We start from the raw sequence: 19,942 nt of genomic DNA on the forward strand, positions 1-19,942 counted from the left end.
GACGCCTGGCAGGAGTACGGGTATTTTAGCGCCCCGACCCGGCCCGGGACCGGGGCTCAGCCCAGGATCTGCGGCGCATTCGGGAGCGCGTCATCCTCCGACCGCGTCGAGGCCGGAAAGTGCCCTTCCACCAGGCTGGAGACTTCGTCGATCGCATCGCGCAGCGCATCCACCGGACTGGCGCCGCGCAGGCCTTCGCGCAGGTGGGTGCACACCCGCTGCCACTGCGCCGCGCTGACCCGGTCGCTCAGGCCCCGGTCGGCGACGATCTCGATGGCATGGTCGGCCAGCAGCAGGTAGATCAGTACGCCGTTGTTGTGCCGGGTATCCCAGGTACGCAGGTGGGCGAACGCCTGCTCCGCCGCCTGGCGCGGCGTGATTCCGCGCCAGACCGCGTGCAGCGGCAGGTCGGCTTCGACAGCGAACATCACCTGGCCGCCGTGGCGCTGCTCACCGGCAGCGATGGCCGCGGTGATCGCCTGCAGCGTCGCGGGGGGAAACGCCCGTCGTACCGAGGGCGAGAACAGATGACGGCAAAGACGACGGATCATCACCAACCTCCCGAAGCACCACCGCCGCCGGAACGGCCACCGCCGCCACCCCAGCCGCCACCGCCGCCGAAACCACCGCCGCCCCCGAACCCGCCCCCACCGCCCCAGCTGCCGCCGCCCCAGCCACTGCCGCCGGCAAAGCGGCCGGGATGACCGGACAGCATCGCCACCACCAGCCCGACAACGCCGGCCAGGCCACTGGCCAGCAGGGTGGAGGTGAACAGGAAGGCAGCAACCGCCGCACCCGCACCTCCGAGCAGCCCGCGCACCGGCCGCGGCACCCGCGAGAACACGCCCCGCAGCACCGTGCCTGCGAACACGCCGATGAACAACGCCAGGATCCAGGTATCGCCACCGCCGTCGGCCTCCCGCCCGCGCTGGCCACTGACCGGCGCCGGCAGCGACTCGCCGTCGATCAGCCCGACCAGTACGGCGGTGGCATCGGTGATGCCGCCGGCGTAGTCGCCACTGCGGAAGCGTGGCACCAGGTATTCCTGGATGACGCGGTTGGCGATGGCATCGGGGATGGCGCCTTCAAGACCATAGCCCGGCTCGATGCGCACACGCCGGTCATCCTTGGCCACCACCAGCAGCACGCCGTCATCCACACCCTTGCGGCCGATCTGCCACTGGTCGAAGACCCGCGTCGTGTACTGCGCGATGTCCTCCGGCTGCGTCGTGGGCACCACCAGCACCTGCAGCTGGCTGCCCTTGCGCTGTTGCAGGTCCAGCGCCTGCTGCACCAGCGCCTGCTTCTGCGCGGCGTCCAGCGTGCCGGTGGTGTCGACCACCGGCGAGTCCAGCGCGGGGATGGGCGCCAGCGACTGTGCGTGGCCGGCCAGCGGCAGCCACAGCAGCATGACCAGCAGTGCCGTCGCCAGACGCATGGCTCAATGGCCCGGCTGCGGTGCCGGCTGCTGCTGCGGCGCGTTGCCGAAATCGACGGCCGGTGCGTTGGAGATCTGCGCTTCGTTGTCCACGGTGAAGTTCGGCTTGGTCTTGTAGCCGAACAGCTTGGCGGTGATCACCTGCGGGAACGAGCGGATGTAGGTGTTGTAGTCCTGCACCTGCTGGATGTAGCGGCCACGGGCGACGGTGATGCGGTTCTCGGTGCCTTCCAGCTGGGCCTGCAGGTCACGGAAGTTCTGGTCGGACTTGAGCACCGGGTAGTTCTCGGTGACGACCAGCAGCCGCGACAGCGCGCTACCCAGTTCGCCCTGGGCCTGCTGGAACTGCTTGAGCGAGGCTTCGTCATCGGCGTTGACGTTGATCTGGCCGACACGCGAGCGGGCGTTGGTGACTTCGGTCAGCACGCGCTCTTCCTGGCTGGCGAAGCCCTTCACGGTCTGCACCAGGTTGGGCACCAGGTCGGCGCGGCGCTTGTACTGGTTGAGCACTTCGGACCAGCTGGCCTTGACCGCTTCATCCTTCTGCTGGATCGCGTTGTAGCCGCAGCCGGACAGCAGGGAGGCCAGCAGCATCAGGGACAGGACACGGGTGAACAGGCGCATGGCGGAGGTTCCGGGTGGGCTTGGCGCCGAGCATGCCATGACCAGTGTTAACGAGCGTGTGGAGATGAACAGCACTCCGGCAGGGCCAACGGCTCCAGACCAGCAGGCCGCCGATGCCAAGGGTCTGACGCATTGCCTGGTCCGGGGCAGCGCGCCAGCGCCGGGACTGCGAGCTGCTCTGCCGTTGGCTCCCGCGTTCGGCCGGCAAGGTTCCCCGCGCAGGTCAATTAAGGGCCCATTTCGTACTTGTTGCATGGCCCAACGCAGATTCTGCATCAGATAGTACACGGATCCTGCACTTGAACCGCCCGCCCCGCTCAGATTCAGCAGCCATCGGTCGGGAGGGGACATCGACCTCAATCATGCACAGAATCCTTCCAACAGCAGCGATCATCGCTCTGCTCATGCCAACGGCTTGCGCCCCGCCAACCCGGGACCCCACGGGGGTCACTCCGACGCCCGCGCCTGTCCTCATCGCGCCAGACGATACCCAGGCTCGGGACATGCTGCTTCACGTAGGGCGTGACAGCTTCATGGGCAAGGCCTACATCGTGTCAGCGCCGACGCACGAGGTCAGCAGCGCGCTACGCACGCGAAGCTATTTTTCCAGCTCATTCCGCCTGATGGATGACACTCAACCTATCCTGGGGGACCTGGAGCGGGACTGGATGAAGGTCTACGGACACTTCCACCCTGAGAAGAGTGCAATCGCTTTTGCACAGAACCTTGCTGCCATTGACGCGGCGGCATCGGTGGGGATCATCTCGCCCGAAGAGCAATCGCGCTGGCGTACTTACTTGGAACAGCTGTCTCCATCTGATCTCGATCCCAAAGGCGCCGCGTTCACTGATCTGACTGTGGATCGGCGGACGTTCTCCAGTTCCAATTTTGACGCTGTGCGAAGCAGTTCAGGCGATAAGCACGTTGTTCTGATCGACCTGACGGACCTGACAGGCGCTCCTTCGCAGACGCTGCTCTGGTATGCAGAACGGCGCCAGGAGCAACGCCGTGTCAAATGGAAAGCCTTTGCATCCATTCCCGGGGTCACCGCTGTCCCCCGCCCACACTGGGAAACCCAGCTGATCACAGAGAACGGCGCCAGCCAGGAATTCTCAGCCCAGGTGCGGGCGCTGGTGTCGACCTTCCCCGCTGGCCCCGAAGCGTCACTGGATGTCATCTCGAATCTGTTCAACTCAAGCGACGAGCCACCGGTGCAGCACATCGCCCCCCGCGCACCCGAGGATGGCGCGACGATGATGCTTCGATGGCTCCCAATCCAGGGGATTCAACCCGGCAGCGACTCTGGCCAGATTCGTTCGCTGTCCAATGATCAGTTCCATATCCCGTCAGGCAGCGACAGTTCATACGGCTATATCGCCGCGAAGAAGGGCGAGGGCGTCGCGGCCTGGCAGATGGGAGAAGGCCAGCAGGTCATCGAGACGAAGGTCGACCGAAAGGGGCGGTTATGGGCTCTGACAGCACTCGAGCCAAGCCTGACGCGACAGATTCTCACCTCCTGTCCTATACGGATCAGCGGTAACGCGACCGGGTCGATCCGAAGCGACCATTGCATGCAGAGCACCGTGGATCAACGATGGCACCTCGATCGCGATGGCAATTCCTATCTTTACTCGGAGTCTCATATGGCGACGGAGGACCGTTTCCCCGAGCGGATCATGGACACAGGATCAGGACAAGCCATTGAGATGAAGGAGCTTTGGATCGACAGAACCCGTTTGCGACAGCGCGTCTTTGGCTACATGCAATCCTGCTCCTCAGGTCCGGCACCGGATCTGGGTGACGGACTTTTCTGGTTCACAAGTTGTGGCCTGGTCGGTGTTGCACCTGCGTCAGGCGATGTGGTCAGGAGCTTTCCACTGAGGTCCGGAGGCACTGGACGCTTGGTATTGGGGAGCACCGCGGGCGACTGGGTTGCCGAAGAGGCCCGTGATCCAACAGATCAGAGGAAGGTTTTTCGCATTCATCGTCTTTCCACCGGGGAAGCGGCATTTGAGGTGAAACGAAAAACCGGTACTCAAGCACTGGCACGCACGGCTCGTGGAAGGCTGCTCGCGATTGCGGCTACAGGCGCTTCACCGGGCCATTACGTCGATGTCTGGCGGATGGATTCCGGCAAGCACGTCTCACGCCTCACCGTTCCAGAGGGAATCGCATTGAGATCCCTCGCATTCAATCGAGCCGGGACGGAGCTCTGGGTCCATGCACATCAACTCGCCGACGGGAACTCCGGCGCACTTATCTGGACAGTGCCGGAATCACTGCAGGACCGTGCAGACGACAACTGGAGCCCTGACGAGGCGCTGTTGAAAAAACACTAGTTGGTCAGGGCTATCCGCGCAGTCGTCTCTGCAGGGCCGGCAAGGCGAACAGGGCGTTGCAGGTTGTGCCGGTGTCGGAGCGTCTCCGCCGTTTCACCGCCTCACCCTCAGCAGGCTTCGGCCACCGCAGTGCGGGGACGCCCCAGCCACGCCAGCAGCAGGCCCGATGCCGCCAGCAGGCCACCGGCCACCGGAATGGCCGCGTAGCCCAGGCCCGAGCTGATCACCGCACCGCCGAGCGCCGCACCCACGGCATTGCCGAGGTTGAACGCGCCCACGTTGATCGACGACGCCAGGCCCGGCGCCTCGGTGGCCGCTTCCATCACCCGGATCTGCAGCGGCGGTACGATGGCGAAGGTCGCCGCGCCGAACAGCAGCACACCCAACGCCGCGGTCACGGGATTCATGAAGGCCAGCGGCAGGACGAACATCAACGCGGCCAGCGCCGCCAGCAGGATCCGCGTGGCGCCATCCAGCGACCAGTCGGCCATGCGCCCGCCGATGCCATTGCCGACGGTGAAGCCAATACCGATCAGCGCCAGTGACATCGCGATGAAGGCATTGGAGGCGCCGGTCAGTTCGGTCAGCACCGGTGCCACATAGGTGTACAGGGTGAACATGGCACCGGCACCCAGCACGGTGGTGGCCATCGCCAGCAGTACCTGCGGCTGCAGGATCGCCTTCAGTTCACGGCGCACGTCCGGGCGCGGGCCCGGTGCCGAGGCCGGCAGGGCCAGGCCGAGCGCGATGATCGCCACTACGCCCAGCACTGCGGTGCCGGCGAAGGACAGGCGCCAGCCCAGCTGCTGGCCGACCCAGGTTGCCAGCGGCACGCCGCCGATGTTGGCGATGGTCAGGCCCATGAACATCGTGGCCACCGCCGCCGCCTGCTTGTCCTTCGGTACCAGGCTGGCGGCGACCACCGCACCGATACCAAAGAAGGCACCGTGGTTGAGGCTGGTGACCAGCCGCGACAACAGCAGCAGGCCATAGTTCGGCGCCAGCGTCGACAGCAGGTTGCCGACCACGAAGATCGACATCAGCAGCATCAGCGCGGTGCGCTTGCCGAACCGCCCCATCAGCAGCGTCATCACCGGCGCGCCCAGCATCACGCCCATGGCGTAGGCCGTGATCAGCATGCCGGCGGTGGGAATGCCCACCCCTACACCGTCGGCGATGACCGGCAGCAGGCCCATCGGGGCGAACTCGGTGGTGCCGATGGCGAAGGCGCCGACGGCAAGCGCCAGCAATGCGGCTCTGGACTTCATGGGGGACTTCCTGGGGGCGGGAATCGGGAGCGCGTAGCCTGCGCGCTTTGCCGCACCGGATTAAGCCTTGTCCGGGGAAAACACTGTTGATACGGGTTCACAAGTGAAGGTGTACGCCGGCATTGCAGGCAAAAGCCCCCGCCGGGCATGGCCCGGCGTTGCCCGAGGCGTGGCGTACCCCGGTAGCGCCGGGTCATGCCCGGCGGACGCGGTGGCCCGCAAAGCAGAACCCCCGGCCGGGCCGGGGGTTCGAGGTCATACGCTTTACCAGTCGCCGGCGCCCGGCACGTGGTGGTCTCGCGCGCGACGGCGCATCAGCAGGTTCAACCATTCCACCAGCACCGAGAAGCCCATCGCGGCGTAGATGTACGGCTTGGGCACGTGCACGTCGAGGCCGTCCAGGATCAGCACCGCGCCGATCAGCAGGATGAAGGCCAGCGCCAGCATCTTCACCGTCGGGTTGGCGTCGATGAAGCGCCCCAGCGGATTGGCCGCCAGCAGCATGACCAGCACCGACAGCAGGATGGCAGCGACCATCACCGGGATGTGGTCGGCGATGCCGACGGCCGTGATCACCGAGTCCAGCGAGAACACGATATCGATGATGGCGATCTGCAGGATGACCATGCCGAACACGCCCGACGCCTTGCTGGTCGCCGGATTCTCGTCTTCGCCACCGGTGATCAGTTCCTTGATCTCCATGTAACCCTTGATGATCAGGAACAGGCCACCCACGATCAGCACCAGGTCGCGGATGGAGATGCCCATGCCGGCCACGGTGAACAGGTTGGCGGACATGTGGGCCAGGTAGGCCAGCGACACCAGCAGTGCGATACGGGTGATGCAGGCCACGGCGATGCCGAGCTTGCGCGCAAAGGGACGGCGCTCTTCCGGCAGCTTGCTGACCGCGATGGAGATGAACACCAGATTGTCGATGCCGAGCACGATTTCCAGCGCGCTCAGGGTGAACAGGGTCACCCAGGCGTTGGGGTCGGCGAGGAACTCAAAGGACATGGAAACTCTTCAAGGCAGTGGGGGAATGGGGGTTCAGCCGTAGCGGCCGGCCAGTGCATGCGGGACCACGACCAGGGCCCAGCAAAGCAGTACGTTCATCATCAGCACGAACACGGCGGCCGAACCCATGTCCTTGGCGCGCCCGGCCAGCTCGTGGATCTCGCTGCCGTAGCGCTCGATCACGGCCTCGATGGCGGAGTTGGCCAGTTCCATCGCCAGCACCAGCAGCATCGAGCCGATCAGCAGCGCGCGCTCCACCGGGGTCTGGCCGAGCCAGATCGCCACCGGGGTCAGCAGGACCAGCAGGTAGACCTCCAGCCGGAACGAGGACTCATGCAGCCAGGCGGCCCGCAGGCCCTGCCAGGACCAGCGCGCGGCCTGGAAGATGCGGCGCGGGCCGCGCGGCATGTGGCCGAACTGGTCAGCCACGGGTGGAGCATCCAGCAACAGGGGCGCGGCGCAGCGACCGCTCAGACGCACGGCAGGGAATCATGGGTGCACAGGGATGGGCAGATAGCCGCCATTTTGCCACAAGGCCGCCGGCCATACTCCGCGCGGTCGGGCCGAATGGCCTGCCGGGGACAAGCGCGGGCCGCGCCCGCCTCCTATGATGGCTCCCTCCTTCCTGCCTGGAGTGCACGATGTCCCACCGCCGTCCCGCTCTGCTGATGCTGGGCCTGCTGACCCTTGCGCCGCTGGCGCTGGCACGCGTTCCCTCGCCGTCGCCCCGCGTTCCCGAGCAGGTCTCCAACGTGGCCTGGGCCGCCGACATGGCCGCCTTCGCCGCCGCCGACAAGGTCGCCCCGCCCCCTCGTGGTGGTATCGAGTTCATCGGCAGTTCGTCGTTCCGGATGTGGGACAGCCTGGCGGCCGATTTCGCCGGCCAGCCGGTGTTCAACCGGGGCTTCGGCGGCTCGGAAGTCCGGGACAGCACCTGGTATGCCGGACAGATCGTGATCCCGTACGCGCCGTGCAAGGTCTTCCTGTACGCCGGCGACAACGACCTCAACAGCGGCCGCAGCGCCGTGCAGGTGCGCGACGATGTGGTCGCCTTCGTGCAGCGCGTGCATCGCGCCCTGCCCAAGACCCGGGTGGAATACGTGTCGATCAAGCCCAGCCCGTCACGGGCGCACCTGCTGCCGGCGATCAACGAGGCCAACACGCTGGTCAAGGCGGCGCTGGCCAGGCTGCCCAACACCGGCTTCACCGACATCTACACGCCGATGCTGGGCGCCGACGGCCAGCCTGATCGCGCGCTGTTCCGTGAGGACATGCTGCACATGACGCCCGCCGGATATGCCATCTGGACCCGCGCGCTGGCACCGAAGGTGACCTGCGACTGAGACACTGCGCACGCCGGGCATGGCCCGGCGCTACCGCCCCGGCATCCACGCATGGCGTGGAACTACTGCGGATCGCGGGAAACTGTCGAAGGCGGGACGGTGTGGGTTTGCAGGACCGTTGGCGCCATGGATGGCGCCATCGAGCCCCCATGGAAGGGTTCACGGCGTGTCCTGCAAACCCACACCGCCCCGCCATTCCGCGGAATGCCCGCATTTGATGTTGATGTTGCCTCGATGGGTGCCGGGCGCCGCCCGGCAAGAGCCCTCTAGCGGAAGATCACGGTGGCTTCGGTTCCCTGCCCGGGTTCGCTGGAGAGGCTGACCTTCCAGCCGAAGCGATCGCACAGCCGGCGCACGATCGACAGGCCCAGTCCGGTGCCCTGCGGGCGACTGGGGTCGGCGCGGTAGAACGGCTCGAACGCGCGCGACAGGGCTTCGGCAGACATGCCGATGCCGGTGTCGCGCACCACCACCCGGTCATCGCGCACATGCACGTCGATGCGGCCTTCGTCGGTATAGCTGCAGGCGTTGCGCACCAGGTTGCTGACCACCACCTGCAGCACCCGCGGCGGCGCATGCAGATTCACCGGTCCGTCGCTGTGCAGGTGCACCACGACCGGGCGCGTACCCAGCAGTTCGTTGGCGTTGTCCACCTCGTGACGGACGATGTCGTTGACATCGAACAGCTCGACCTGCGGCTCGACATCCGCCTCGCGGGCAAGGATCAGGAAGGCATCGATCACCGCTTCCATGTCACGCCCGGCACGCTGGATGCGCTGCAGGCTGCGGCGCAGGCGCGGCTGCAGGGAATCATCCCCCAGCGCCATGTCGCTGGCCACGCGGATCACCGTCAACGGCGTGCGCAGTTCATGGCTGGCATCGCGGGTGAAGTTGCGTTCGCGGGCGACATGCGCGCTGACCCGGTTGGCCAGCGAATGCAGGGCCGCGGCGAGCTGCCGGGTCTCGCCCTGCATGTCCGCCGGCAGTTTGTTCGGTTCCAGATCGGCTGCCTCGGGGTGACCGGGATCCCAGCGCGACACGCGCCGCGCCAGCCAGTTCACCGGCGATACCAGACGCTTGGACGCGCGATAGGTGATCCAGCTGGCGCCATACACCGCCAGCAGGGTCAGCAACACCGGCACGATGCCGAACCAGAACGCCAGCATTTCCGCGCGTGAGCGCAGGAATACCAGATACAGGCGGCCGGCCGGCCGCACATCGACCAGGACCAGCTGGTCATCCGCCGGCAGTTCGTGGAAACCGGGCTCCAGGTCGCGCAGGTTGGCCGGCAGCGACAACGCGGACTGGCCGCTTTCCAGCAGGTAGCCGCGGATGTTCTGCGTATTGGGGGGAGGCTGTGCGGGGGACGCGTCGTGCAGCGTCCAGTAATACGCCGCTTCCTCGCGCAGCGCTGCACCGACCAGGCTGTGCTTGATGACCAGCGACACCAGCCATGCGCCCAGCAGGATGCCCAGGCTGGCCAGCACTGCCTGCAGGATGAAGGCGATACGGATCTTGCGCGGCAGGCCGTGCGGCATTGCGGGGTCCCGGTCAGAGCGCTGCGATTATAGGCAGCGCACCGCGCCGTGGTCGTGCAGGGATGATGACCGCCGACACTGCCGGTCGGTCATCCCCTGCCCTGTTGCCCGTCCGCTACCGCACCGGGCCTGCAGCTGCACCGGCACGGTCCCTGCTCAGGCCATCGGCTGGGCGATGTCGGCAATGCGATAGCCGGCGCTCTGCACGGTATGCAGCAGCGGGCGATCGAACGGCTTGTCGATGATCTTGCGCAGGTTGTACAGATGGCTGCGCAGGGTGTCCGAATCCGGCAACCCGTTGCCCCAGATCTCGCGCTCGATTTCCTGGCGGGTGACCACCCGCGGCGATTCGCGCATCAGAATCGTCAACAGGCGCAGGCCGATCGGCGACAGCTGCAGTTCGGTGCCGGCGCGGGTGGCGCGCATGCTGACCGGATCGAGCACCAGGTCGGCGACCTTGAGCACTTCCGAACCCACCTGGCGGCGTTCGCGGCGGATCAGCGCGCGCAGGCGTGCTTCCAGTTCCTGGATCGCGAACGGCTTGGTCAGGTAGTCATCGGCACCGAAACCCAGGCCGGTGAGCTTGTCGTCCAGCGTATCGCGCGCGGTCAGCATCAGCACCGGCGTCGATTTGCGCGCGTCGTTGCGCAGCCGCCGGCAGACTTCGATGCCATCCAGCCGCGGCAGCATCAGGTCCAGCACCACCACGTCATAGCTGTTCTCCGCCGCAAGCCGGTAGCCGTCCAGGCCATCCTGTGCATAGTCGACTTCGAAGCCACGACCTTCCAGGTATTCGCCGATCATCTCGGAGATGTTGCGGTTGTCTTCGACCACCAGCACCAAGCCGGAAGTCTCCTTCGTCTGACGCATGTGATTCCCTCTAACTTCAGCTTTGTGAAACATGCCGGATCGACGGTGGAGGCAATGTGAAGTTCCGTCAAGAGGTCCGATCCGCTGCTCAGAGCAGCGGCTTGAGCAGGGGCCAGACGTTGTCGAGCACCTTCGGCTGGGCCTGGGCGGTGGGGTGCAGACCGTCGGCCTGCATCATCCCCGGCTGCAGGGCCACCCCCTCCAGCAGGAACGGCAGCAGCGGCACAGCGTAGCGGTCGGCCAGCGCGCGGTAGGCGGCCGCCAGCCGCTGGCGGTACGCCGGGCCGTAATTCGGTGGCACATCGATGCCCAGCAGCAGCACCTTGGCGCCCGCCTTCTGGCTGGCCTGCACCATCTTTTCCAGATTGCCCTGCACCTGCGCCGGGGTCAGCCCGCGCAGGGCGTCGTTGCCCCCCAGAGCGATCACCACCACGTCCGGCTTCTCCTTCGCCAGCAGGCCCGGCAGCCGGGTCAGGGCGCCGGCGGTGGTCTCGCCGCTCATGCTGGCGTTGACGATCCGCGCCGGCGTTTTCGACTGCTGCCTGACCCGCTGCTGCAGCAGGCTGACCCAGCCGGCATCGGCAGGGATATTGTGGGCAGCACTGAGGCTGTCGCCGAGCACCAGGACGGTACCGGCCGGACCTTTGGCACAGGCCAGCCCGGGCAACAGCAGGAACCCTAGCAACAGCACCATCATCATGCCGGCTCGCCGGCTCCATCCCGTCTTGCGCATTGGAGTCTCCTCATCGACAGCCTGTCCCCCCGCAGCGCGCCCGTCGCCATCGCCGTCGACCAGGTCGGCAAATCCGTGCATGGCCCGGAGGGTGAAGTCCACATACTGGACAACATCACTTTGACGGTCCATGAAGGCACCAGCGTGGCCATCGTCGGCGCCTCCGGCTCCGGCAAGACCACCCTGCTCGGCCTGCTCGCCGGGCTGGACCTGCCCAGCCGCGGTCGCATCGCTCTGGCCGGGCACGACCTGTCCAGCCTGGATGAGGAAGCCCGCGCGCAGCTGCGTGCGCGCGAGGTCGGCTTCGTCTTCCAGAGCTTCCACCTGCTGCCGGCGCTGACCGCCGCCGAGAACGTCGCCCTGCCGCTGGAGCTGGGCGGGCGCGAGGATCGCGCGCGGGTGGACGCCGTGCTGGACCAGGTCGGGCTGGCCCATCGCGCCCGCCATTACCCGCGCCAGCTGTCCGGCGGCGAACAGCAGCGCGTGGCATTGGCGCGTGCCTTCGTCACCCGGCCACGCATCCTGTTCGCCGACGAGCCGACCGGCTCGCTGGACCAGAGCACCGGCCAGCACATCAGCGACCTGCTGTTCGAGCTCAACGCGGGCAGCGGCACCACGCTGGTGCTGGTCACCCACGATCTGCGCCTGGCCCAGCGCTGCCAGCACATCCACCGCATCGACAACGGCCGCCTGCAGGCGGTCGCGCACGAGGCCCGCGCATGAACCTGCTGCGGCATGCGTGGCGCGCGCTGCGCCGCGAAGCCCTGGCCGGCGACCTGCTGACCGTGTTCGCCGCGCTGGTACTGGGCGTGGCGGTGATGACCGCGGTCGGCACGCTGGTGAACCGGGTCAACCTGGCACTGACCAGCAGCGCTGCGGAGATGCTCGGCGGCGACCTCGGCGTCGCCGGTCGTGACGACCCGCCGGCCGCCTTCGCCGAAGAGGCCAGGCAGCGGGGACTGGCATCCACCCGCATGGCCAGTTTCGGCACCGTGCTGTTCCAGGGCGATGCCAGCCAGATGGCCAGCATCAAGGCGGTACAGGCCGGCTATCCGCTGCGGGGGACGCTGCGGGTACGCAGCACGCCCGGTGGTGCGCTGATCGACGATGCCGGCATGCCGCCGCAGGGCCAGGCCTATGCCGATCCCCGCCTGCTGCAGGCGCTGGGGTTGAAGGCCGGCGATGACCTCGAGTTCGGCGCCGGTACGCTGCGCATCGCCGGCATCATCGAGGCCGAACCGGATGCCGGCGGCGACCTCCTCACGCTGTCGCCGACGTTGCTGGTCAATCGCGCTGATGTCGACGGCACCGGCCTGCTCGGTCCCGGCAGCCGCATCAGCTACCGGCTGATGTTCGCCGGGCCGGCCGACCGGATCGCTGCGTTCCGGCAATGGCTGCAGCCACAGGTGAAGGGCATGCGCCTGCTCAGCGTGGATGACACCCAGCGCGGCGTGCGCCAGGCCTTCGATCTGGCCGGGCGCTTCCTCGGCCTGAGCGCGCTGCTGGCGGTGCTGCTGGCCGGCGTTGCCACCGCGCTGGCCGCCAACCGCTTCGCCCTGCGCCGCATCGACCAGGTGGCGATCCTGCGTTGCCTGGGAGCACGCCAGCGCGACATCCTGCTGGGCCTGGCACTGCAGCTGCTGATGCTGGCCGTTCCGGCCTGCCTGCTCGGCATCGGCTTGGGCATGGCCGCGCAGGAAAGCCTGGTACAGGTGCTGGGCAGCCTGATACCGCAGCGCCTGCCGCTGCCCCAGGCAACACCGGCGCTGACCGGTGCAGGCATCGGCCTGTTGCTGCTGTTCGGCTTCGGCCTGCCGCCGCTGCTGCGCCTGCGCGGCGTGCCGCCGATGCGCGTGCTCAACCGCTCCTTCGCTGCTCTGCCGCCCGCCTCGCTGCTGGCCTACGTCGCCGCCCTGCTGGCCAGCCTGGTGCTGGCCGTGCAGGTGACCGGCGACCTGAAACTGGCCCTGTGGGTGCTGGGTGGCCTGGCCGCTCTCGCCGCAGCGGCGGGCCTGGGCGGCTTCGTGCTGCTGCAGGTGCTGCGCAGCCTGCAGCACCGCCTGCACGGCAACTGGCGGCTGGGATTGGCCGCCCTGACCCGCCGCCGGATGCTGGCGGTGATGCAACTGGTGGGCCTGTCGCTGTCGCTGTGCGCGCTGCTGCTGCTGGCCGTGACCGGGCCGGGGCTGCTGCAGCAGTGGCGCGAGCGCCTGCCGGAGAACACGCCGAACTACTTCCTGATCAACATCCAGCCCGAACAACGCGACGGCGTGCTGGCAGCATTGCGCGCGCTGGGTGCTGCCGATGCCAGCATCGAACCGATGGCCACCGGCCGCCTGATCGCGATCAACGGCAAGCCCCCGGTGCGCGTGGACCAGGCGCAGGACGGCCAGGGGCGGGGAAACGGCCCGCGCGAGGACGACGACGAGAACCGGCCACTGAACTTCAGCTGGCGCAGCACCTTCCCGCCGGCCAATACGCTGCTTGAGGGCCACTTCTGGAAGGCGGACAGCACTGCGCCCGAAGCCTCGGTGGAAACCGGCTGGGCCAAACGCTACGGCGTCTCGACCGGCGACCGCATCGGCATTTCCGTGGGCGAGCAGCAGCGCGAGTTCACCGTGACCAGCGTGCGCAAGGCGGACTGGAACACGTTCCGGCCGAACTTCTTCGTGCTGTTGAATCCCAACGCCGTGGGCGACACCCCGCACAACCTGCTGTCGGCGTTCCACCTGCCGGCCGGCCAGGCAGCCGGGCTGGGCGAACTGGTGCGTGCACAGCCGAACCTGTCGCTGCTGGACGTGGATGCGGTGATCTCGCAGGTGCGCGACGTGATGGAACGGGTGGCGCAGGCGGTGCAGCTGGTGATGGTGTTCAGCCTGCTGGCCGGCGTGCTGGTCCTGCTGGCTGCCCTGCAGGCCACGGCCGGCGAGCGCCGCTACGACAGCGCGGTACTGCGCACGCTGGGCGCGACCCGGCGCCAGCTGCGCGGTGCGGTACTGGTCGAGTTCGGAGCACTGGGCACGCTCGCCGCACTGCTGGCGGTGGGCGCCACGGCCGTGATCGGGCTGGTGGTGTCGCAGAAGGTGTTCGAGCTGCCGCTGCTGCCGCCGTGGCCGGGCCTGCTGCTGGGCGGCGTGGTCGGCATCGGGCTGAGCCTGCTGGCGGGCTGGTGGGGCACCCGGCGCATCCTGCATACCCCGCCCGCCCTGGCCCTGCGCGAAGCCTGACGCAGGCGCGCCCGGCAAGGCGTGCCGGGCAAGCCCGGCACCCTTCCTTGCGGTAGATCCACGCCATGCGTGGATCCGGCTGTGGCCTCGAGCATGGCTCGACCCTACTGGGCCTTTTCCACGTACCTGGCGAACACTTCGTCGATCTGCGCGTCCTTCACCTGCTTGCCGTCCTGCAGGTCCTGCGCCTGGGTGAACAGCGGAATGATCATCGCCATCCCATCCAGCTTGGTCTTCAGGTGCACGCCCGGAGCCTGGGTCAGGAAACCGTCCCAGCGCTGGCGCACCTTGGCCCAGTAGCCGGCGGTGGCCTTCCAGTAGTCGCGCGCCGGGGTGAAGTCGATCTCGGTGGTCTTTACGTAGTCGTTGAAGCCGAACTCGCGCGCGATCTCCATCTGGCTGCCGTCGGTGTTGCGCTGCACCTTGGTGTTGAACTGCTCGTGGGTCCAGCCGTTCGGGGTGAGCGTGTGGCGGTTGACCACCGCCAGCGCGTTGTAGTCGCTGCGCTTGGTGTACTCACGGCGCGGCAGCGGGCGCCAGCTCAGGTCGCTGGTCCAGCTCGGCACGTTGTTGGTGTAGGTCCATTTGCCGGTGCCGCAGTAGCGCGGTGCATCGCTCACTTCATACACGCACTGGGTCCAGGCGCCCTGGTTCACCGCCGCCGGGATGCTGCGCACCCGCCAGGTCTGGTCGGCACTGAACTCGAAGCGGTTCGGGGCCTCGTAGACCCAGTCCTGGCGCCAGTGCTTGGTGATGTGGCCGCTCTTCTCGTCCAGCAGCAGGTGTTGCAGCACGATGCGCTTCGGGGTGTCCTCGACCACGATGACCATTTCATTGCCGCCGCTGCGCATCGCTGGCGCGCGCTCGTAGCCCGGCTTCAGCAGCACGGTTTCGTCGAAGGCGAAATCCACGGTGTACTCGCCCTGCATGGCCAGGATGCTGTCGTGGTCGCGGGCGATGTCGGAGGGCTGCGCGCTGGCCACGCCGCTGCCGGCGAGCAACAGCAGGACGCTGGCTGTCTGGAATTTCATCGGGGTCTTCCTTCGGGGTTGCAGGTTCGTTGAGAGGCCATCCGTGGCCGTCGGGCGTTCCATCAGGAACAGATCAGAGGCGGATCAGCGGCTGGTCGCCGGGAATCCGTGGTGGCGGCCGGCGCGCGGCGTCGGCACAGCAGCAGTCGTCGATGGCCAGCTCGCCCTCTGCGCCTTCCAGGCGCGCGATGCGGCGTGCGGTGGCCGCGCCCAGCGACGACAGCGTCGACAGGCTGGCCGCCAGGGTGCGGCCGTCATCGGCGGCATGCAGGCGCAGCGCACACAGGCGCCAACGCTGGCCGCCGAGATGACCGGCCAGGCGCCGCCACAGGCGTTCACCGACACTGCCGTCGCTGTCGTGCTGTGGGCCCGGCGGCAGCGCGGCCACCAACCGGTCCCAGGCCAGGAAATCGCTGTCCGGCAGCAGGTACAGGCGCCACACGCAGCGGCCACGGCCGTCAAGGAAGCACAGGCTTTCGCGCAGGCCCTCGCTGTCCACGCCCTGGCAGGCATGCACGCGCACCGCCTGGCGCCAGCCGCCAAGCTCGTTGCCGTCGGCGTGGTAGAGACACAACACGGTGCCAAGCGTGGCCAGCTGTGCCGGGGTCGGCCATGCCGCGCGGTGCGGCGCGGCGATGGAGTCATTCCTGCGTGCGGACAAGGCTCGGCTCATGAGGTCACCAGGACACGGCAAGGCTGGCGGAGAGGGTGCGGCCCGGGCTGGTGTAGCGATCCAGCACGCGGCTGGTCGACGACAGCGTCGTACCCACGTTGGACCAATCGATGTAGCGTTTGTCGCCCAGGTTGAACACGCCTACGTTGAAGGTCGCACCCGGGGCGAAGTTCCAATGTGCCATCAGGTCGGCCACGCCATAGCCGGCCGGGCGGTACACCGTGGCCGAGGCGACGCGGTCCTTGCGCTTGACGAACGTGCCGGCCAGTTCGACACCCCAGGCATCGGTGTCGTACATCAGGCCGACGGTGCCGCGCAGCGGGTCGACCGAATCCAGCGGGGTGTCCTCGGTCTTGTTGTCGCCGCGCGACCAGGCCACGGAACTGCGCAGTGCCCAGCCCTGCAGGGTCGGGCTGATCTGGCCGAAGTCGACGCCGGCCTTCAGTTCAGCGCCGTAGATGCGGGCGTCGGCGATGTTGCGCGACTGGAACACCATCAGGCCCTGCGCATTGGTGCCGACCAGCGACTGCGACTCGATGAAGTCCTTGTACTCATTGTAGTAGCCGCTGACGCTGACGTAGGCAGCCGGCGACAGGAAGCGCAGGCCCAGTTCCATGCCATCACTGGTTTCCGGCTTCAGGTCCGGATTGGGAATGGCCGTGTAGCCGAAGGCGAAGTTGGTGAAGCCGAGATTGACGTCGTTGTACGGCGGCGAGCGGAAGCCGTGCGAGTAACCGGCAAACAGCGACCATTCGTCGGTGAAGCGATAGACCATGCCAAGCTTGGGCGAGACGCTGGTCTTGGTCAGCTTCGCCACCGCCACGCCGGGATTGTCCTCGGCGAAGATGTTGTCCACTTCCGGCTTCAGCTCGTAGCGGTCCACGCGCACGCCCGGCACCAGCGACAGCTTGCCGCCAGCCATGCGCATTTCATCCTGCGCATACAGGCCCAGCTCGGTGGTCTTGCTGATCGGGAAATCGCGTACCGGGAAGGCATCGGGCAGGATGGTGGTGCTGGTCTGGCCGTTGGCCAGTACCTGGAAACCATCGCGCTTCTGGCGGATCTCGGTGCGTGCACCCTCGAAGCCATAGGTCAGCGCGTGCTCGACGCTGCCGGTGCTGAAGGCCTTGTTGAACTGCGCCTGCAGGCCGTACACACGCTGGTCGAAGTTGAACTCGCGGTGGCGACGGCTGCGGTTGGCACGGTCCTCATCGGTGATCTGGGTGGTTTCGCTGTGCTGGGTATACAGCTGCCAGTGCAGGCTGTCGGCGAAGCCTTTGTCCAGCGCATCCATTTCATGCGCGAACGACACGCGGGTGCGGTTCTGCTTGTCGCGCGCCTTCATGCCGGTGGTGGTGCTACGGTCGATCGAAGACAGCACGTTGGTCTCGGTCTTGTCTTCGTTGCCTTCCACGGTCAGGCGGAAGCGCTGGTCCTCGCTCGGTGCATAGACCAGCTTGGCCAGGCCGCTGCGACCGTCGCGGTCCTGCGGGTTGGGGGCGGTGCGGGTGTTGTCGTTGCTGCGCACGTCACCCTTGTTGTCGGTTTCCTGGCCCTGGCGATGGTTGATGTTGACCATGCCGCTCCAGTGTTCGCCGCCGAACGCCGTGGTGACACCGCCGAGCAGGCCCTTCCATTCACCGTCGTAGCCGAACTTCAGGCCGACGTAGCTGTCCTTGCCATCCTTCAGGTAATCGGCCGGATCCTTGGTGACGAAGGCGACCACGCCGCCCAGCGCATCGGAACCGTACAGCGAGCTGGCCGGGCCGCGCACGATCTCCACGCGCTTGAGCGTGTCCAGATCGGTGAAGTTGCGGTTGGCGTTGGAGAACGAACCAATGTTGAAGCTGGTCGGCATCGCGATGCCATCGGTCTGCACCCGCACACGGTTGCCGTCCAGGCCACGGATACGGATGCTGCCCAGGCCGAAGCGCGCGGCGCTGCGGCTGACCGACAGGCCCGGCTCGTAGCGCAGCAGATCCTTGATGTCCTGGACCAGGTGCCGGTCCATCTGCTCACGGTCGATCACGTCCACCGTCGCGGCGACGTCACTCACTGCGCGCTCGGTGCGCGTGGCGGTGACCTGCACGCGATCGAATTCGCGCGCATCGGGCGCGGCGCTGGCGGCGGTGGCAGCGTGGGCGGACAGCGGCAGCGCCATCCAGACAGCAAGGCAAAGGGCGGTATGGCGGGTCATCGGGTTCGTTCGGTCAGGCAGGGGAACCCCCGGCCACCGGCACGCCGGAGCGTACGCGGTAGACCGAGGGGGAGAGAGCAGGAGCGGACGGGTCGCCCACCCTGCGGGCGGCGCCCGGCAGGAGGGAGGGAGGCGGGCGACCAGGCCGCGTTACTTGGTCAGGATCAGCTTGTCGTTGCTGGTGTGCCGCAGGCGATAGAAGCGATCGCCGTGCTGGATCAGGATTTCACGACGGCCCTTGAGCAGGGCTTCGCTGTCGATGACCTCTTCCGGCGGAACGACGCGAACCGGACGATCGCGGAGGGTCAGTGTTTCAGGGCGCAGCAGTACAGGTTGAGCGTTCATGAGCATCTGGACTCGTGCGAGGGACGAGTTAAATGATAATGATTCTCAGTTGACAATCAACAACCATTCTCAATTTGATTGATGAGATTAATGATCGAAATCCAAAATTCGATAGATCTTGTGAATCGAATGGTGGGTGGCGGCGACCCTGGGTCGAGCACAGCTCGACCCGGCGGGAAAATGCTGCGGGTCAGACGAAGGCGGCTTCGATCCGGGCCCAGCCGGCGGCGTCGATCTGCTCCAGCACTTCCAGGGCCTGCAGGTTCTGCAGCAGCTGCTCGACCCGGCTGGCGCCCAGGATCACGCTGGACACCTGTGGATTGCGCAGGCACCAGGCGATGGCCACGCTGGCCGGGGCGTGGCCAAGCTCGCGTGCCACCGCGCTGAAATGACGGACCTGGGCCAGGCGCGCCTGTGCATCGGCGCCCAGAACCAGATCCTGCAGCCACTCCATGCCCTCGCGGCCCAGCCGGGCGTCGGCCGGAATGCCACGGTCGTACTTGCCACTGAGCAGGCCGGACGCCAACGGCGAGAAGATGGTGGTGCCCAGGCCGGCCCCCGCGTACAGCGGGGCGTACTCGGTTTCCACCCGCTCGCGGTGCAGCAGGTTGTACTGCGGCTGCTCCATCGATGGCCCCTGCAGGTTGTGTCGCGCGGCAATGTCCAGCGCCTGCTGGATCTGTGCCGCCGACCACTCGGACGTGCCCCAGTAGAGCACCTTGCCCTGCCGTATCAGGGTATCCATCGCGTGCACGGTCTCGGCGATCGGCGCGTCGGGATCCGGGCGGTGGCAGTAATAAAGGTCCAGATAGTCCACCCGCAGGCGCTTGAGCGCGGCATGGCAGGCATCGGTGACGTGCTTGCGCGACAGGCCACGCTGGGTCGGTCGCGGATCCTTGGCACTGCCGAAGAACACCTTGCTGGACACGCAGAACCCATCGCGCGGCAGGCGCAGGTCGGCGATCACATCGCCCATCACCTGCTCGGCGCGGCCATTGGCATACCCCTCGGCATTGTCGAAGAAGTTGATGCCATGGTCCCAGGCCGCAGCAACCAGGTTGCGGGCCTCGTCGCGCGGAATCTGGTCACCGAAGGTCACCCAGGCGCCGAAGGACAGGGCGGATATCGGCAGGCCGGTGGAGCCCAGGCGGCGGTAATGCATGCGAATCTCCTGCTGCGGGCCCGCATCCGGGCCGGAATCGAGCCCCATTCTACCCGTCGTGCCGACCGCAACCCCTTGCCGTTGCTGGCCCGATCGGTGCCGATGGCCGCGCGCACGCTGCTTTTCCTTGCCCCGGCCCC

18 protein-coding genes are annotated in these 19,942 nt (G+C 67.2%); 4 read left to right on the forward strand and 14 right to left on the reverse strand.

Annotation, left to right across the window (positions count from 1 at the left end):
- Positions 1–56 precede the first annotated feature (56 nt).
- The 3 genes from AC06FB_RS15455 to AC06FB_RS15465 are packed head-to-tail and all read right to left on the reverse strand — an operon-like array spanning position 57 to position 2,062.
- Positions 57–551, reverse strand: a complete 495-nt coding sequence (locus AC06FB_RS15455; protein ID WP_065182836.1) for a TPM domain-containing protein — start codon at positions 549–551, stop codon at positions 57–59.
- A complete protein-coding gene (locus AC06FB_RS15460) occupies positions 551–1,438 on the reverse strand; it encodes a TPM domain-containing protein (RefSeq protein ID WP_414488135.1) in 888 nt (295 codons plus the stop codon). Before AC06FB_RS15460 ends, AC06FB_RS15455 begins: the two co-directional genes overlap by 1 nt.
- A 3-nt stretch (positions 1,439–1,441) precedes the next feature.
- A complete protein-coding gene (locus tag AC06FB_RS15465) occupies positions 1,442–2,062 on the reverse strand; it encodes a LemA family protein (protein ID WP_478053867.1) in 621 nt (206 codons plus the stop codon).
- Between the two features lie 503 nt (positions 2,063–2,565).
- Between AC06FB_RS15465 and AC06FB_RS15470 the strand changes: the two genes are divergently transcribed.
- A complete protein-coding gene (locus AC06FB_RS15470; protein WP_478053868.1) occupies positions 2,566–4,401 on the forward strand; it encodes a hypothetical protein in 1,836 nt (611 codons plus the stop codon).
- 107 nt (positions 4,402–4,508) lie between these two features.
- Here the strand turns inward: AC06FB_RS15470 and AC06FB_RS15475 are convergent, their stop codons facing one another.
- The 3 genes from AC06FB_RS15475 to AC06FB_RS15485 all read right to left on the reverse strand — a co-directional run bounded on the left by AC06FB_RS15475 (position 4,509) and on the right by AC06FB_RS15485 (position 7,112).
- The gene (locus AC06FB_RS15475) at positions 4,509–5,669 is read right to left on the reverse strand and encodes an MFS transporter (RefSeq protein WP_478053869.1); all 1,161 of its coding nucleotides are present in this window, start codon (positions 5,667–5,669) and stop codon (positions 4,509–4,511) included.
- A gap of 264 nt (positions 5,670–5,933) precedes the next feature.
- On the reverse strand, positions 5,934–6,683 hold the full coding sequence (locus AC06FB_RS15480; protein WP_004144462.1) for a TerC family protein: 750 nt from the start codon (positions 6,681–6,683) through the stop codon (positions 5,934–5,936).
- Between the two features lie 33 nt (positions 6,684–6,716).
- A complete protein-coding gene (locus tag AC06FB_RS15485; RefSeq protein WP_053516413.1) occupies positions 6,717–7,112 on the reverse strand; it encodes a diacylglycerol kinase in 396 nt (131 codons plus the stop codon).
- 212 nt (positions 7,113–7,324) lie between these two features.
- Between AC06FB_RS15485 and AC06FB_RS15490 the strand changes: the two genes are divergently transcribed.
- A complete protein-coding gene (locus tag AC06FB_RS15490; RefSeq protein WP_322523228.1) occupies positions 7,325–8,026 on the forward strand; it encodes an SGNH/GDSL hydrolase family protein in 702 nt (233 codons plus the stop codon).
- A gap of 266 nt (positions 8,027–8,292) precedes the next feature.
- On the opposite strand, the gene AC06FB_RS15495 is transcribed toward AC06FB_RS15490, so the two are convergent.
- The 3 genes from AC06FB_RS15495 to AC06FB_RS15505 form a co-directional block, all read right to left on the reverse strand.
- Positions 8,293–9,564, reverse strand: coding sequence for a sensor histidine kinase (locus tag AC06FB_RS15495; RefSeq protein ID WP_445393851.1), 1,272 nt, complete (start codon positions 9,562–9,564; stop codon positions 8,293–8,295).
- Positions 9,565–9,720: 156 nt separating this feature from the next.
- Positions 9,721–10,434 (reverse strand): response regulator transcription factor, encoded by a 714-nt coding sequence (locus tag AC06FB_RS15500; protein ID WP_002811889.1) that lies wholly within the window; start codon positions 10,432–10,434, stop codon positions 9,721–9,723.
- A gap of 88 nt (positions 10,435–10,522) precedes the next feature.
- Entirely contained in the window at positions 10,523–11,167 is a 645-nt protein-coding gene (locus AC06FB_RS15505) for an arylesterase (RefSeq protein ID WP_053516417.1), read from the reverse strand.
- Positions 11,168–11,242: 75 nt separating this feature from the next.
- Here AC06FB_RS15505 and AC06FB_RS15510 point away from each other — a divergent pair, with 75 nt between their 5' ends.
- Positions 11,243–11,890 carry an ABC transporter ATP-binding protein gene (locus AC06FB_RS15510; RefSeq protein ID WP_111186297.1) on the forward strand — a complete coding sequence of 216 codons (648 nt, stop codon included), beginning with the start codon at positions 11,243–11,245 and terminating at the stop codon, positions 11,888–11,890.
- A complete protein-coding gene (locus AC06FB_RS15515) occupies positions 11,887–14,394 on the forward strand; it encodes an ABC transporter permease (RefSeq protein ID WP_262101057.1) in 2,508 nt (835 codons plus the stop codon). Before AC06FB_RS15510 ends, AC06FB_RS15515 begins: the two co-directional genes overlap by 4 nt.
- Before the next feature lie 104 nt (positions 14,395–14,498).
- Here AC06FB_RS15515 and AC06FB_RS15520 read toward each other — a convergent pair whose 3' ends face one another.
- The 5 genes from AC06FB_RS15520 to AC06FB_RS15540 form a co-directional block, all read right to left on the reverse strand.
- Positions 14,499–15,425: a DUF6607 family protein gene (locus AC06FB_RS15520; RefSeq protein WP_253119377.1), complete on the reverse strand. Its 927-nt coding sequence runs from the start codon at positions 15,423–15,425 to the stop codon at positions 14,499–14,501.
- Between the two features lie 73 nt (positions 15,426–15,498).
- Entirely contained in the window at positions 15,499–16,098 is a 600-nt protein-coding gene (locus AC06FB_RS15525) for a ChuX/HutX family heme-like substrate-binding protein (RefSeq protein WP_065175798.1), read from the reverse strand.
- A 4-nt stretch (positions 16,099–16,102) separates the two neighbouring features.
- Complete coding sequence (locus tag AC06FB_RS15530) at positions 16,103–18,295, reverse strand: TonB-dependent hemoglobin/transferrin/lactoferrin family receptor (protein WP_478053870.1); 2,193 nt, start codon at positions 18,293–18,295, stop codon at positions 16,103–16,105.
- 150 nt (positions 18,296–18,445) lie between these two features.
- On the reverse strand, positions 18,446–18,640 hold the full coding sequence (gene hemP, locus AC06FB_RS15535; protein ID WP_005412278.1) for a hemin uptake protein HemP: 195 nt from the start codon (positions 18,638–18,640) through the stop codon (positions 18,446–18,448).
- A 190-nt stretch (positions 18,641–18,830) separates the two neighbouring features.
- Positions 18,831–19,802, reverse strand: a complete 972-nt coding sequence (locus AC06FB_RS15540; protein ID WP_053516475.1) for a potassium channel beta subunit family protein — start codon at positions 19,800–19,802, stop codon at positions 18,831–18,833.
- Positions 19,803–19,942: the final 140 nt, after the last annotated feature.

Source organism: Stenotrophomonas sp. Steno-C15 (assembly GCF_056393265.1).

Excerpts from the sequence above, each read along its gene's own strand:
- AC06FB_RS15455 (WP_065182836.1), bottom strand. The coding sequence starts at position 551 with ATGATCCGTCGTCTTTGCCGTCATCTGTTCTCGCCCTCGGTACGACGG.
- AC06FB_RS15540 (WP_053516475.1), bottom strand. The coding sequence starts at position 19,802 with ATGCATTACCGCCGCCTGGGCTCCACCGGCCTGCCGATATCCGCCCTG.
- AC06FB_RS15525 (WP_065175798.1), bottom strand. The coding sequence starts at position 16,098 with ATGAGCCGAGCCTTGTCCGCACGCAGGAATGACTCCATCGCCGCGCCG.
- AC06FB_RS15480 (WP_004144462.1), bottom strand. The coding sequence starts at position 6,683 with ATGTCCTTTGAGTTCCTCGCCGACCCCAACGCCTGGGTGACCCTGTTC.
- AC06FB_RS15530 (WP_478053870.1), bottom strand. The coding sequence starts at position 18,295 with ATGACCCGCCATACCGCCCTTTGCCTTGCTGTCTGGATGGCGCTGCCG.
- AC06FB_RS15465 (WP_478053867.1), bottom strand. The coding sequence starts at position 2,062 with ATGCGCCTGTTCACCCGTGTCCTGTCCCTGATGCTGCTGGCCTCCCTG.
- AC06FB_RS15460 (WP_414488135.1), bottom strand. The coding sequence starts at position 1,438 with ATGCGTCTGGCGACGGCACTGCTGGTCATGCTGCTGTGGCTGCCGCTG.
- AC06FB_RS15515 (WP_262101057.1), top strand. The coding sequence starts at position 11,887 with ATGAACCTGCTGCGGCATGCGTGGCGCGCGCTGCGCCGCGAAGCCCTG.
- hemP (WP_005412278.1), bottom strand. The coding sequence starts at position 18,640 with ATGAACGCTCAACCTGTACTGCTGCGCCCTGAAACACTGACCCTCCGC.
- AC06FB_RS15490 (WP_322523228.1), top strand. The coding sequence starts at position 7,325 with ATGTCCCACCGCCGTCCCGCTCTGCTGATGCTGGGCCTGCTGACCCTT.
- AC06FB_RS15520 (WP_253119377.1), bottom strand. The coding sequence starts at position 15,425 with ATGAAATTCCAGACAGCCAGCGTCCTGCTGTTGCTCGCCGGCAGCGGC.
- AC06FB_RS15500 (WP_002811889.1), bottom strand. The coding sequence starts at position 10,434 with ATGCGTCAGACGAAGGAGACTTCCGGCTTGGTGCTGGTGGTCGAAGAC.
- AC06FB_RS15470 (WP_478053868.1), top strand. The coding sequence starts at position 2,566 with ATGCTGCTTCACGTAGGGCGTGACAGCTTCATGGGCAAGGCCTACATC.
- AC06FB_RS15505 (WP_053516417.1), bottom strand. The coding sequence starts at position 11,167 with ATGCGCAAGACGGGATGGAGCCGGCGAGCCGGCATGATGATGGTGCTG.
- AC06FB_RS15475 (WP_478053869.1), bottom strand. The coding sequence starts at position 5,669 with ATGAAGTCCAGAGCCGCATTGCTGGCGCTTGCCGTCGGCGCCTTCGCC.
- AC06FB_RS15495 (WP_445393851.1), bottom strand. The coding sequence starts at position 9,564 with ATGCCGCACGGCCTGCCGCGCAAGATCCGTATCGCCTTCATCCTGCAG.